Source organism: Microcoleus sp. N9_A2 (assembly GCF_036701775.1).
GTDB lineage: Bacteria > Cyanobacteriota > Cyanobacteriia > Cyanobacteriales > Microcoleaceae > Microcoleus.
On the sequence record NZ_JAUBRH010000103.1, the window covers coordinates 1 to 13,084 of the forward strand.

The 13,084-nt window shown below is 43.8% G+C and carries 12 protein-coding genes and 3 pseudogenes; 6 read left to right on the forward strand and 9 right to left on the reverse strand.

Annotation, left to right across the window (positions count from 1 at the left end; genetic code table 11):
- The first annotated feature begins 152 nt into the window (after positions 1–152).
- Positions 153–845: an aldehyde dehydrogenase family protein gene (locus QUA44_RS29285; RefSeq protein WP_333257062.1), complete on the forward strand. Its 693-nt coding sequence runs from the start codon at positions 153–155 to the stop codon at positions 843–845.
- A 269-nt stretch (positions 846–1,114) separates the two neighbouring features.
- Entirely contained in the window at positions 1,115–1,462 is a 348-nt protein-coding gene (locus QUA44_RS29290) for a DUF779 domain-containing protein (protein WP_333257065.1), read from the forward strand.
- 283 nt (positions 1,463–1,745) lie between these two features.
- Here QUA44_RS29290 and QUA44_RS29295 read toward each other — a convergent pair whose 3' ends face one another.
- From QUA44_RS29295 to QUA44_RS29310, 5 genes are all read right to left on the reverse strand, one after another.
- Positions 1,746–2,240 carry a hypothetical protein gene (locus tag QUA44_RS29295; protein ID WP_333257067.1) on the reverse strand — a complete coding sequence of 165 codons (495 nt, stop codon included), beginning with the start codon at positions 2,238–2,240 and terminating at the stop codon, positions 1,746–1,748.
- Positions 2,241–2,354: 114 nt separating this feature from the next.
- Positions 2,355–2,516, reverse strand: a complete 162-nt coding sequence (locus QUA44_RS29300) for a hypothetical protein (RefSeq protein WP_333257069.1) — start codon at positions 2,514–2,516, stop codon at positions 2,355–2,357.
- A 44-nt stretch (positions 2,517–2,560) separates the two neighbouring features.
- On the reverse strand, positions 2,561–3,328 hold the full coding sequence (locus QUA44_RS29305) for a hypothetical protein (protein WP_333257072.1): 768 nt from the start codon (positions 3,326–3,328) through the stop codon (positions 2,561–2,563).
- Entirely contained in the window at positions 3,234–3,428 is a 195-nt protein-coding gene (locus QUA44_RS30835; protein ID WP_445243713.1) for an NAD(P)-binding protein, read from the reverse strand. The genes QUA44_RS29305 and QUA44_RS30835 overlap by 95 nt, the downstream gene beginning before the upstream one ends.
- Before the next feature lie 211 nt (positions 3,429–3,639).
- Entirely contained in the window at positions 3,640–4,191 is a 552-nt protein-coding gene (locus QUA44_RS29310; protein ID WP_333257074.1) for a DUF2854 domain-containing protein, read from the reverse strand.
- 80 nt (positions 4,192–4,271) lie between these two features.
- Between QUA44_RS29310 and QUA44_RS29315 the strand changes: the two genes are divergently transcribed.
- Positions 4,272–4,772 carry a hypothetical protein gene (locus QUA44_RS29315; protein ID WP_333257077.1) on the forward strand — a complete coding sequence of 167 codons (501 nt, stop codon included), beginning with the start codon at positions 4,272–4,274 and terminating at the stop codon, positions 4,770–4,772.
- Positions 4,773–4,974: 202 nt separating this feature from the next.
- A complete protein-coding gene (locus QUA44_RS29320) occupies positions 4,975–5,145 on the forward strand; it encodes a hypothetical protein (RefSeq protein WP_015176488.1) in 171 nt (56 codons plus the stop codon).
- Positions 5,146–5,449: 304 nt separating this feature from the next.
- Here the strand turns inward: QUA44_RS29320 and ppk1 are convergent, their stop codons facing one another.
- From ppk1 to QUA44_RS29335, 4 genes and pseudogenes are all read right to left on the reverse strand, one after another.
- Positions 5,450–7,633, reverse strand: coding sequence for a polyphosphate kinase 1 (ppk1, locus tag QUA44_RS29325; protein ID WP_333257079.1), 2,184 nt, complete (start codon positions 7,631–7,633; stop codon positions 5,450–5,452).
- Positions 7,634–8,265: 632 nt separating this feature from the next.
- A pseudogene (gene tnpC / locus QUA44_RS29330) lies at positions 8,266–9,715 on the reverse strand (IS66 family transposase).
- A 55-nt stretch (positions 9,716–9,770) separates the two neighbouring features.
- On the reverse strand, positions 9,771–9,986 hold the full coding sequence (locus QUA44_RS30840; RefSeq protein ID WP_445243714.1) for an IS4 family transposase: 216 nt from the start codon (positions 9,984–9,986) through the stop codon (positions 9,771–9,773).
- Positions 9,926–11,065, reverse strand: coding sequence for an IS4 family transposase (locus tag QUA44_RS29335; RefSeq protein ID WP_333257081.1), 1,140 nt, complete (start codon positions 11,063–11,065; stop codon positions 9,926–9,928). The genes QUA44_RS30840 and QUA44_RS29335 overlap by 61 nt, the downstream gene beginning before the upstream one ends.
- 397 nt (positions 11,066–11,462) lie before the next feature.
- Between QUA44_RS29335 and QUA44_RS29340 the strand changes: the two are divergent.
- Positions 11,463–12,662, forward strand: a pseudogene (locus tag QUA44_RS29340) (ISAzo13 family transposase).
- A gap of 74 nt (positions 12,663–12,736) precedes the next feature.
- Positions 12,737–13,000, forward strand: a pseudogene (locus QUA44_RS29345) (IS4-like element ISSysp3 family transposase); the annotation flags it as partial.
- Positions 13,001–13,084 lie beyond the last annotated feature (84 nt).

The window sequence follows — 13,084 nt, forward strand, 5'->3', positions numbered from 1 at the left end:
AATCTTCTACTATGACACCGGGTAAATCTAGAATATTTGTCATTAACTTGTTCATAATTTATTCTGGTAGCACAATTTTTATCAACACTTAACTAATATTTGAGCACAATAAGTACAGAAGAGCCAGGAAAAGGCAATAGCAGAATCGGGGAGTGAACGACGATAAAACCCTTGAGCCGACATTGAGTGTTTTAACCATTATTGCTTTCAATCAAGGCGAAGTTTGCACTTGTCCCTCGCGGGCGTTAATTCAGGAGTCAATATACGATCGATTTACAGAAAGGGCGATCTCGCGCATCCGCCAAATAAAACAAGACAACCCCCTAGATCCGACAACCGCCCTCGGCGCGCAAGTCTCCATCAACCAGATGGAAAAAATCGCCGAATACGTCAAAATCGGGCGTGAAGAAGGCGCAGAATGTCTAATTGGTGGCGAAATAAACACCTTATCTGGCGACTTACAAGACGGCTATTATTTCCAGCCGACCGTCTTCAAAGGAAACAACAAAATGCGAATTTTCCAAGAAGAAATCTTCGGCCCAGTATTAGCAGTCACCACCTTCAAAGACGAAGCCGAAGCCTTAGAAATTGCCAACGATACTCTCTACGGTTTAGGTGCAGGAGTTTGGACTCGCGACATCAACACCGCCTACCGCATGGGCCGCGCCGTTCAAGCAGGTCGCGTGTGGACAAACTGCTATCACCTATATCCGGCCCACGCAGCATTCGGCGGCTACAAATCATCGGGAATCGGCCGCGAAAATCACAAAATGATGTTGGATCACTATCAACAAACTAAGAATTTGTTGGTCAGCTACAGCCCGAAAGCATTAGGTTTCTTCTAAGTCATATCAAATTCCATACAACTGGAATTGATATAATTCATCTGCGTTAATCTGTGTTTATCTGCCCTCATCTGCGGTTAAAAAAAAGAATTTATTAACCGCAGATGACAATGGATGGACGCTGATTCACGCAGATGTCGAGAAGAGATATCTGAATAATTCCGATGAAGCCGGGATGTGATATCATTTAGTTGTCAGTTATTAGGAAGAGATCAGAGGAAAGAATAAAAAACTTTTCTTCTTCCATCTTCCATCTTCCTTGTTCTAAAATGGAAACGATCGCAAAAGTCACCGCAACAGAAGCTGCTTTAAAACTAATAGATTACCTCAAAACTCAACACGGAGAATTGATGTTTCACCAATCCGGCGGCTGCTGCGACGGTAGTTCCCCCATGTGCTTTCCCGATGGCGAATTGATAATCGGTGATGGTGACGTATTGCTGGGCGAAATAGGCGGTTGTCCCTTTTATATTGCAGCCCAGCAATACAAAAATTGGCAGCACACGCAGTTAATTATAGATGTGGCATCGGGGCCCGGAGGCAGCGATTTTTCCCTGGAAGGGCCGGATGGAGAGCGTTTTATTACTCGTTCTCGCTTGTTTGTTAATATTAATTAACTTTTTTTAGCTTGTTTTTTGCACTCTAGCAATCTTATTTTTAATAACCGCAGAAATTTACAGGCGGGACGCCTGTTCCACAGAGGGGCGACAGAAATAGACAAGAGAAAAATATTATTTGTAGTGAAAAAATCGGCGTTTTTTGCTATGTATACTAGACTTGCATTGCATAAATCTTCTATCGATAAATTGACCGCAGATGAAAAGCAGAGCGACACAGATCGACGCAGATTTTTTTCAAGATAGTTTAGTTTATGACTTTGGCAATGCAAGTCTACTTTCTTTAGGACAAACGTATTTCCTCAATAAAGGAGATACCATCAAAAATGCCATTTTTAAAGGCTTGAGTGCTACGAACTAGCTGATTTTTGCTGAGTAATGTCATTGTTTCAACGAAGGTAATCAGTGCGTTATCTTGGGTTTTAGTGGCCCGAAAGCAAACGGTTTCCTGGCCTGCATCCCAGGCAATCGCCGAAAAATTAGAATAACTGCTAGAAGACATTTTCAGAATCCGATTTTCAAATTCACCTTGAAAATTGAGCTGGAGGCGAGAACCATCTGAATATTCATAATTGTTAACTTGTCTGTAGTGAATTCCCTCAATCCAGATGGTAAAATTACCGAAGAATCTGCGAGAAAAATGTCCGCGAGTATCGGTTTTAATATACTCACCTTGCCAAGTGCCAAGATGACGAGTAAAAATGTCAGGAACTTTATCCAAATCGGGAGAGTTGAGAGAGTTGACGGTATCTTGATGAATTACAGGATCGTTACTCATTAAATCGGCCTCCAGTTTCTTTACAAAACGCGATCGAGTAAAATGCTTTTTTCTGAAATACCCGATTTCTTCAAAAAGTCGGGTCTCTGGGTATATTGATAATTTTTCATTGGGCTAACGACGACCTATCTTCAGACTCATTTCACGGCTAGTGCGTTGATATTCGTGGACTATGGGGAGTCTTTCTGTTTGGAAGCTTTCTAAGGCTTCGCGAATATTCGCACTATCTGCAAGATGTTTTGCTAAACACAAACCATCTTCCCAACCTGATGTCATTCCTCTGGCGCGTGTGGAACTTTTGGCGTGGGCCGCGTCTCCAATTAAGATAAAACACGACCATCATAGATTTTTGGTAGGGGGTCTATGTCATAGGAAAAACGACAGACAATATTTTCTACAGGGGTTGATTCAATCACATTTCGCGCATCATCTGGGAGTTTTGCTAGTTCTTTGGGAGGAATGCTGATATTATTAGGTTGCAGTTTACCTATTTCAGATTCGGTGCGCTCTTTTTCAATAAAGAAACCCCAATGAGTGCGACCTCCACCAAGGTGAAAGAACTTGGCATAAATTCCCCTACCGCGTACATAAACAAAAAAGTTTCCTTCTGGACAGAAGCTGCTATCTTCGACTATTCCTCGCCAGACGACATCGCCTAAATAGAATAGTTGTACGTTGGGAACTATAAATTGACGAACTTTTGAGACGATTCCATCGGCACCAATTAAGAGATCGCCTTCCCATTTAGTGCCATCTTTAAAGTGGGCGATCGCACTGTGCTCGGTTTGGGCGATCGATGCTAATTCTGCATTAAAATGAATACACTCAGGGGGGAACTCATCGAGGAGCGCTTCTAGTATAGCTTTGCGATGTACCAGCATTCCTGGGAGTTCGTTTTCTTCGTAGGTGACGGGCTCGGAACTTATGACACCGCCACGCAGGTTGCGAAACTCGAATACTTTAACCCGATCGCCTGAGTTAATAATTTTCTGGCTAATTTGAGGGTTGCCTTGATGCAGCGCTTCCATACCTGCTTGCACAATCAGGATACCACAACCATCCGTGCGCGGATGGGGGGGCTTTTTCAAACAAGGTAACTTGAAATCCTTGTTTAATCAGCAGAATTGCCAGATAAACCCCTGATGTTCCGGCGCCGATAATACCTATCCTACTCTGGGACGAAACCATTTGTGCTTCTCCTGATTTAAGGTTGCCGATCCGTTCTCAACTACTATTTTAATTAAGGGAAATCTAATTTGCGCGATCGCCCAATTGCGGATTGAGCTTTTGTTGATAGCGACAGGTTTCACGCTGCCGCTAAAATCAGTATCTGGGCTGATGCAGGATTAATTATTAAGTGGTAACTTCAAAACTCGCGCGCTCAAAACTTAAGACGACTTTAAGCTTGAGTATTTTTAATTAAAGCCAATTCAATTTTTTCATCAGCCTTTTGACTTACTTGTGCGCGCAAACCTGGTCCAAAAAAAGTAGCTATTTTGTCTTGCTTTTCTTCCCAGAGTTCGATCGGGATTAGTGGCGAATAAAACTCTAAAATTAACCCATAAGCACCGTCAACATCAACTTCCCGCAACCCTTGCAAGAGGGGCCGTTCCTCGTCTGTTGGGGCCAGACCCAAGCGCTCCAAAGCATCATCTAAGTGCGCGGGTTGACCGTAGCGAAATCGGGTGATATCTTTGCGGACTTGGTTTTGAGTATCTGTAGCCTGACTTTCTCGCAGGAGGAGAACTGCCGGAGATGTCGGTTCGGTGAACTCGACTGGTTCGAGTTCGGCCGCTTTGAGGGCCAAACCTCCCAGCAACAGCGGAATTCCATAAAAAAAACCGGCTAGGTTCAGGGTAGGTCTGTCTGTGAAGTAGGCTCCGAACCCGACTGCTGCTATAATACCGCCCACAACTAAGGCTAGGTTTGCTAAAGAAATTTTACGTAACATATTAGTGAGGTAAGTAGTCGGACAGAAATAATATACTTTAATTATTATCTGTCAAAAAGTCTTGAATAAATTTAGTTTTTTTGCCAAAAGACCTAGAAAAACTGCTAGCATCTATGAGCGCGGGAGCGGTGTGCATCCACAGTCTTGTCTCTAGCTTCAGAAGCTTATCCAGCCGGACTCGCCCGGGCGCGCCATCGGTAAATATCCGTTTTAATTGCGCGGCGTTGGTTCCAGAAGGCAATCGAGATCGGCAGTATCATCAAAGTATACAGAGTGGCGATCGCGATCGACACTCTTGCCCTTTCAACCATTTTTCGGACATGATTAAAGACGAAGACAAACAAACTGCGGTCGCAAACAAGGCGGTTCTGGAGCAGATTAACTCGCTCAAACGCGAAGATGAAAGGCTTTATAATATTTTAGCGATCGATGTCTGGGCCCTAGCCAAGACGATGGATGAATATCAACCGGGATTTTGGGCTGCTTTTATGAAAAACCGAGAGAAGGCCCTGAAGCGATTTTTAGCTGGAATGATGAAAAATAAACCCGCAGATACCAAACGTCCGCCTTTTTTGCGCTAAAATTTGGCTAAAGTTTGGCTGAAGTTTTGATGTACAATCAAACTATAACACAGACCAAAAAGCCCTGAGCAGGTTCATCACTTCCAATATAAAAAAAGTGAAGAATCGGCCCAGAAAGGTATGTAGGTGAATTAAGAATCTCCGTCTGTTCGCAGGGGGGAATGTCAAATATTTTTGTTAATAGTAGCAAGGGCAAAAAATCATGGATGCACAAACAATCAAAGAGCGCGTAGCAGAGATCGAGAGCAAGCGGGAATCCCTCGTGCGGCTGTTAGATCGATCGGACTTGGGAGCCCTGAGAATAGATGTGAGTCAGGCGATCGAAGAAATTGACGATTTGTTAGAAGAATTCAAGCGCACTTTTAACAGTTGACAATTGACAATTGACAGTTGTTGGTTGGCAGTTGGCAGTTGGCAGTTGTTGGTTGGCAGTTGTTGGTTGGCAGTTGTTAGTTGTCGCGCATTTAATCTGCATATTTCGGTGTATTAAAACTTTGTGGGGCGGGCATCTTGCCCGCCCTAAAAGTTAAAATTAAATGCAGTACAGCTTAATAGCTAACAAGAACTGACAACGAGTGACTGCAAATTTGACCACTGACAACTGACCACTGACAACCCTTCGACAAGCTCAGGGCAAGCTGTCAACTGTCAACTGTCAACTGTCAACTGTCAACTGACTAATTCATCACCATGTCCATCAAAATTTGCTGGGAGCTAACCTCCGGGCAATTAGCAGGCGGCCGCCGCTGAGAGTAGTGTCCCCCAGACTGTAAATCCCAAGCTTGGCGGTTGTCAGCCAGCATTACCCCCAAAATTTCTTGCAACTCCTTAGCAATTGTCTCGTCTTCCACCTGAACTATTGCCTCAACCCGTCTTGTGAGATTGCGCTGCATCCAGTCAGCAGAACCAATATACACCTCTTCGTCGCCACCGTTGAAAAAATAAAACATCCGAGAATGCTCTAAAAAGCGACCGATAATACTGATAACTCGGATATTTTCGCTAACACCTTCCACGCCGGGACGCAAACAGCAAATCCCCCGGATAATCAAATCAATTTTAACTCCCGCTTGCGAAGCTTCGTACAAAGCAACAATGATTTGAGGGTCAACTAAAGCATTCATTTTAGCGACAATGCGGCCACAGCTACCGATGCCGCCTTCGGCCTGCAAGCGGCAGAATTCTGCCTCGCGCCGGATTAAAGCTAAAAATCGATCGCGCATATTGACCGGTGCCACCAACAATTTTCGATAAGATACCTGCCGCGAATAACCAGTCAAATAATTAAACAAATCCGTCAAATCCGAACCCAAATCCTCGCGGCAACTCAACAAACCCACATCGGTATAAAGTCCGGCTGTTTTGGGATTGTAATTGCCGGTGCCGATGTGCACGTAGCGGCGGATGTACCCGTCCTCGCGACGCACTACCATCACAATCTTGGTGTGAGTTTTGAGTCCCACCAAACCGTAAACTACGTGGACTCCTGCTTGTTCTAACTTGCGAGCCCAATTAATATTATTTTCTTCGTCAAACCTAGCTTTGAGCTCTACTAAAACGGCTACCTGCTTGCCGTTTTCCGCTGCTTCAATTAAAGAACTGACGATCGGCGAATCACCAGAAGTGCGGTATAAAGTCATCTTAATGGCTAACACGGAGCGATCGTGCGCCGCCTCAGTAATAAACCGCTGCACCGTCGCCGCAAACGAGTGATAAGGATGGTGCAGCATCAAATCCCCCTGGCGGATGGCGGTGAAAATATCCTCACCATCCTCAACATCCAACCTCGATTTGCCTAAAATCATTGGCGATTCCGAGTTCCGCAAGCGCGGCGGCACTACCGGAGTCCAAGCCGGATCTTTCAGTTCTGGCACCGGCAACCCCACAAAAGACATCAAATCCTTGAGGCCTAGCAGCCCCTCTACGACGTAAACATCCTGCTCACCGAGATCCAGCTCCTCCATCAGCATATCTCGCAGCGCAGGTGGCATAATCGCTTGGATTTCCATCCGCACCGCAGAACCTGCAAACCGGCGCTTGCGGAGCTCCTGTTCTATCGCCAGCAGCAAATCCTCTGCCTCATCTTCCTCCACAGTCAAATCGGAATTGCGAGTAATGCGGAAGGGGTGATATTCCTGAATGTCCATTCCGGGAAACAAAGCCTCTAAATTGTGGGCGATTACCTGTTCTAGGGGCACACCAGTCCACACAGGAGATTTGCCCCTCTGCTGCCACTGCAAATCCCCCGGTAGTGGCAAAAATCGGGGCAATACCTGCGGGACTTTGACGCGGGCAAACAATTCCTCGCGGGTGTCGGGGTCTCTGACTACTACTGCTAAATTGAGGCTGAGATTTGAAAGGAAGGGGAATGGGTGGCTGGGGTCAACTGCTAGGGGTGTGAGTACGGGAAATACTTGTTCTTTGAAGTAGCGGTGCAAGTAATTGCGCTGTTCTTGATTCAGGTCGATGTAGTCGAGAATGTAGATGCCGCTTGCTACTAATTTGGGCCGCAAGGTTTGGTCAAAATAGGCGTGTTGCTGAGTAACCATCGGCAAAAGCCGCTTGTTGATGGCATCTAGCTGTTGTTGGGGAGTGCTGCCATCGGAGGTCAATTTGCTGACTTTTGCTTCTACTTGCTGTTTGAGGGCGCCTACGCGCACCATGAAATATTCGTCTAGGTTTGAGCTAAAAATAGCGAGAAATTTGAGTCTTTCTAGGAGGGGCGTGCGGGGGTCGAGGGCTTCGTGGAGCACGCGGTTGTTGAATTCTAGCCAGCTTTGTTCTCGGTTGAAGTAGTATTGCGGGTCGCTGAGGTTGATTTCAGTGTAGGTTTTGGCTGGGGTCTTTTTTTGCTTGGACATGGTTTGGGGGAGTCTTTTGGGGAGGCTCGATTGTATCTTTACCATTAGTATCGCAGTCATTGTGGTAGCGGCGTAGTAGCGGGCGATTGAAATCGCGTCTAGACAGACAAAACCCGAGCTCAGAGGGGTTGAAGAGGAAGAGCGATCGAACTTTATGGTTTATGTTGTGTACGATCGCACATTTTGTATTTCTCGTTTGTTGCCGAGGCCAGATCCCCCTAAATCCCCCTTAAGAAGCTATGCTTTATAAACATCTTTCTTAACAAGAAATTTGACAAAAGTAACTACTTGTGTAGGAGCCATTGGGGATCTCGCTTCTGATTGAATGGCAATTATCCTGCAAAAAATGTTCATTGATATCTGCCTCTTGTAATGAGTTTGCTCAAGGGATCTGGGGGTTTTTCCCGATGGCACATTTTGGACAAACAGCAATCTAATGTTTTTCTGCCCTTGGCGGCGGTTTACCAAAATTATCACTTAGATCATCAACATAATTTGTCATAACAGCTATTTTAAACCTCTAAACATACCGATTCAAGTTGTTTTCAGTTGATTAAATAGCAGCCAACCCATCGTAATATCATCCAATCTTCTCAATCCACGCCACAAAGTCTTAACGTAAGGATTCAGGTCTAAGATTGTGGAATCAGAGAAGGCATGAAAAAGTTACAAGAATGGGCAGATAGAGCATCACGGAAAAAAGACATTGCACTTTTACCTTGAAATCTACAAGTCTGAATCACAGATAGCAAATCAGCAGTTTGTTCAAACCGAAACATGGAGCGGGAACCCCCAGATACCTTACGTTTAGTCACAGCTAGTCGCAGAGAACGTTCCGCCAAATTATTGTCAGGGGGAATTTCAGGGTGGTCTAAAAAATACCACCATTGGTGCGCTTTCTCACGCAACGAACGTAGTAAAAGTCCAGCAGCATAACCAACATGACCTTGCCAAGTATTTAATAATGCTGCCAGCCTGACCTTAAAGTCCCTCGCCCAAGTATGATAATCTAGTTCTTCAGGCTGCTCGCGCCATTTTCGATGTTGTCGGAATGCCTCATCAATTAAATCCAAAAATTCCTCTGCAACTACAGTATTATTACCGTGACCCAGAAGCAGAACTTTCTTAAAATGTCGTCTTAGATGGGCTAAACATTTCTGCTGCGCTCCCACCTCAACACCGTTGTATACACTAAAATCATCAGAGCTCAACACTCCAGCAAACTGATGCCCCAGCATTGTTTCTAATTCTGCTCTACTTCGAGTGTCTGCCGCATGAAAAAGGCAAAAATCTTGACCTGTGGCTGTCCATAACCATTCTTTGATGCCCTTGACACACCACGGGGTTTCATCGACATGGACATTAGCTTGTAACGGTGCCCATTTCCACAAGTCTTCAATGGCAGGCTTGACGGCATCGGCTGCCCGCGCATTTGTAGCTTGTAAAGTACCTATCCCAATTTCAATTCCACCTAATTCTCTCAGAAATTCTTGTTGCTTTTCATAGGATATGTGCCCATAATTACCTAACCATACCAATAATGCTTGTAGGTCGATACTCAAATCTTGTCCTGGCACTATACCCGGTGAGACGGGTGCAATCACTATGGCTCCACATTCATTACACTGACATTTGACCCGTCGATATTCCACTACTTCAATTGGTCTGGCAACTAAACACGCTACCTGCTGCTTGCTGTAACCAATCATCTCACTTAATTCTCTGCTGCCACAATGCTCACAAGTGTCAGGAGTGCTGATTTGATATCTATCGACTCGTCCAAACCCTTTTCGGGTTTTGCCGATATGTCCAGGCTGTCCTCCTGGTTTGCGATGCGGGCTCGGACTCAGACTCTTTTGAGCTATCAACTTTGGCTGTCTCTGATTTCTGTATGAGATCGCTTGATGGGGGTTTCGATGATGTTTTGCTATTACTCGGCTGTCTCTCTTTGAGCTTTTCGAGTTCTTGTTCTAATTTTTCTATGAGCTTCTGTTGTCTCAACACAAGTTTGAACAGTTCCTCACGGCTCCACTGCTCAACTATTTCCATTTTCAGTGCTGCTAGCTCTGGTTTTTCGCTCATCTGACTACACTACCATATTTCTCGGCTCTGAATGAACTATTTTTCACCTGAATCCTTACGTCTTAACTCCTGGAACACCATCATGTTTCCGTCCCAAAAAACCTCCCAATTTAGCAATCCAACCAACCGCTTCTCCTAAAGTCGGTGGGTAAGAATGAGAATAAATTTTGTGATGAATTGTTGCATAAAGAGCCTGCCATTCTGGAGGCTCTAACAGAATTTCACAACTGGAATCGGTCGCGAGCCGAGCTTCATAAGTAATGTAAAGCAAACAGCTACAATAGAATAAGTAGCTAAAGCCATTTCTAACCTTTTTGCTGTTTCTAATTGTAGCTTCTCAATGCCACAACCACTTTTTAATACATAATGATAACGCTCAATCAACCACCGATAACTATACCATCTAACATAAGTAGTCACATCCTCAATACAAGTAATAGGTAAAGTGGTCACTAGCCACCACTCAACTGCTGACGATTCAGAAGGTGGCTCGGATTCTCTGACCAAAATAACTTGCAGTTTAATCGGACTTAATTTCTCTTGTTTAGCACGATTTTGAGGGGGTTGAATAGTTAAGGTTTTATACCGAATAGTTAAAGTCGCCAGTCGAAATGGTCGAGTCGGGTTGCGCTTCAATTCCACAGTCATTGTAACTTGCGGTTCGACCAATTCCATCTCTTCTTTAATATGGTTCGATGAAGACTCTAAACATCTGTTTTGAGTAGCTCGAATCAAAAAATCTGCTTTCTCACGGTTCGCAGATGCAAACAAGTCATAAAAGTCAGCTTCTCTATCGGCAATTGTGACTACTTGTTGCGAATTCGGGATGATAGATGACGTGTTTTTTAAAGCATCAAGCCATCTTTGACTTTCTTTTTCTTCTGTTGGTTTTTGAGAACGTAGATCCGCTTTACCTAAAAATTTTGGCTCTCTAGCCCAGACATATTGGTCGATCATGCCTAATGGTAGCCCCTCTGTTGTTGCTGCCAAAGTTGAATGTACTTTCAATCCATGAGCATATTTATTATCAAGATATCCGACTCCTTTGACTGCTTCATGCGTAGTATAATTTAATTCGGTTGTATCCTGTATTGCCAAGATAATTTGATGATTTTTAATTCTTGAAAGCGTCGCATCTACGTGTCCTTTCCTAAGCTGAGCTGGTTTTATATATGGTGAATCCCAGAAATCGTAAGTAGCCTTAGTTTCTGCCCATGTTCCACTAGCTTCAGGTACACTGGATGTTGGTTTGTTACTCAAGTTAGAAACAATTTTCATGAATCTATTTGTTCTTCTTGCGTCTCCCAATTGAGTTTTTTCTAATTCTTGTCTTACCCATTGATTGATCATTTTAACCTCATTCCTGGGCGAGCGCCCAATCGTTCAACAGCACAGATGTTAATTTTTGTCAACTTTCTTGTTAAGAAAGATGTTTATAAAGCATAGCTTAAGAAGGGGGGAGCAAGAGTGTCCCCTTCTCCTGTCGCCTCGGTTGAGATAGCGCTAGCAAGAGTGTCCCCTTCTTCTCTTGTCCCCCCCCCTTAAGAAGGCTACCGTGTACACACAAGTCCAGCTAGACTGGGTTTGAGAAGTTAGAAACAAAATAAATCATGGAAAATCCCATCCTAATTCATGCAAAACAAATCGGAAGAACAGGCTTTGGAGACAGTCCCACAGAATGAATGATCCTATAATAACAGAAAGATAACTTCAGTGTGCAGCCTATCTTATGTCTCTAAAATCTATCATGAAACTGACTGAGTACGCCAAATCTCTTTACATCAAAACAGCTAAAAAACTCAAAGGGACTGACAGACGACAATTCATGGCATTCGTAGTCAAAGGTTTGGGAATAGGTGGACAAACCTTGGCAGAACGGGAGTTGGGATGGAATAGACGCACCATCCGTAAAGGGATGCAAGAGTTGAAAAGTGGTCAGCCAATTATTGATGGGTTCCACCGTAGTGGGCGGCAACGGGTTGAAACAAAATTACCCAACTTCTTGAAGGATATTAAATCGTTAGTAGACCCACAAAGTCAAATTGACCCTAGCTTTAAAAGTACAGGATTATATACACGAATCACCGCCAGTGAAGTCCGTCGTCAACTAATAGAACAATTTGGTTATAGTGATGAAGAACTACCTTCAGTAGAAACAATTCGACGAAGATTGAATGATTTGGGTTAGAGCTTAAAACGAGTTCTTAAAACTAAACCCATCAAGAAAATCCCCGAAACTGAAGCCATTTTTAAACAGGTAACACAAATTAATACAGAAGCTGACCATGACCCTAATACTCTCCGAATCTCCATTGATGCTAAGGCGGCAGTCAAAGTTGGAGAATTTGATCGAGGTGGTAAAACTCGGATGCCAACTATTGCACTAGATCACGATTTTGCGACTGAATCAACTGTGATTCCCTATGGCATTTTTCTGCCTGAGTACAACGAGTTATTTTTATTCTTCGTTACTTCTAAACTAACGGCTGATTGTATAGTTGACTTACTTGAAAATTGGTGGCAAACGGTCAAACACCGTTTTAGTCACATTCAAAAATTGGTCATCAATCAGGATAATGGACCAGAAAATAATTCTCGTCGCACTCAGTTTATGAAACGGATTCTGGATTTCGCCACATCATCTTAACTGACGTTACAACTGGCTTATTATCCGCCATATCATAGTAAATATAACCCGATAGAACGTTGTTTTGGTTGGTGGGAAAATCATTGGAATGGTAGTTTACTGGATACTGTTGAGACTGTAGTAAATTTCGCCAAAACTCTCACATTTAAGGATAAAAATCCAGTAGTGACATTGGTAGAAACAATTTACTCCACAGGAGTTACACTCAACAAGTTAGCTATGGCAGAAATTGAAACCCAGATTAATCGCCTCCCCAATCTTCAAAAATGGTTTGTGGAAATTTTCGCTAAACCCACATAGCTGTTGGATCATTTTTTTTGTGGAGGCCTCGGAGATCCAAGGTTGGTAAAAAGGGGGCGGCATTGTATGAGTCAATGAAACAACACCAGACAGTGATAATTCGGCAGATGAGCCGAAATCGTGCCGAGCAAATTGCTTACTATCGCTATTTGGAGAATGAGCAGGTGACATTATCAGAGCTAGTGCGGAGTTTAGCAGATCATTGTCAAGAGCAGGTGGCCCGGAAGCATGTACTGGCAATAAGTGATACGAGTGAGATTAACTTACAGTCTCATCAAGGTAGGTTAAAACCAGAAGGAGTGGGCGTAGTCGGGAACAACAAAGATGTGGGATTTTTCAATAGAGCTCCTGCGAAAGTCTGATAGAATTGTAAAACAGATAGAAATTCAACTAATCAAAAATGAGTTACGAAAAAGTGAAGA

Excerpts from the sequence above, each read along its gene's own strand:
- QUA44_RS29290 (WP_333257065.1), top strand. The coding sequence starts at position 1,115 with ATGGAAACGATCGCAAAAGTCACCGCAACAGAAGCTGCTTTAAAACTA.
- QUA44_RS29295 (WP_333257067.1), bottom strand. The coding sequence starts at position 2,240 with ATGAGTAACGATCCTGTAATTCATCAAGATACCGTCAACTCTCTCAAC.
- QUA44_RS29300 (WP_333257069.1), bottom strand. The coding sequence starts at position 2,516 with ATGACATCAGGTTGGGAAGATGGTTTGTGTTTAGCAAAACATCTTGCA.
- QUA44_RS30835 (WP_445243713.1), bottom strand. The coding sequence starts at position 3,428 with ATGGTTTCGTCCCAGAGTAGGATAGGTATTATCGGCGCCGGAACATCA.
- QUA44_RS29310 (WP_333257074.1), bottom strand. The coding sequence starts at position 4,191 with ATGTTACGTAAAATTTCTTTAGCAAACCTAGCCTTAGTTGTGGGCGGT.
- QUA44_RS29320 (WP_015176488.1), top strand. The coding sequence starts at position 4,975 with ATGGATGCACAAACAATCAAAGAGCGCGTAGCAGAGATCGAGAGCAAG.
- ppk1 (WP_333257079.1), bottom strand. The coding sequence starts at position 7,633 with ATGTCCAAGCAAAAAAAGACCCCAGCCAAAACCTACACTGAAATCAAC.
- QUA44_RS29335 (WP_333257081.1), bottom strand. The coding sequence starts at position 11,065 with ATGATCAATCAATGGGTAAGACAAGAATTAGAAAAAACTCAATTGGGA.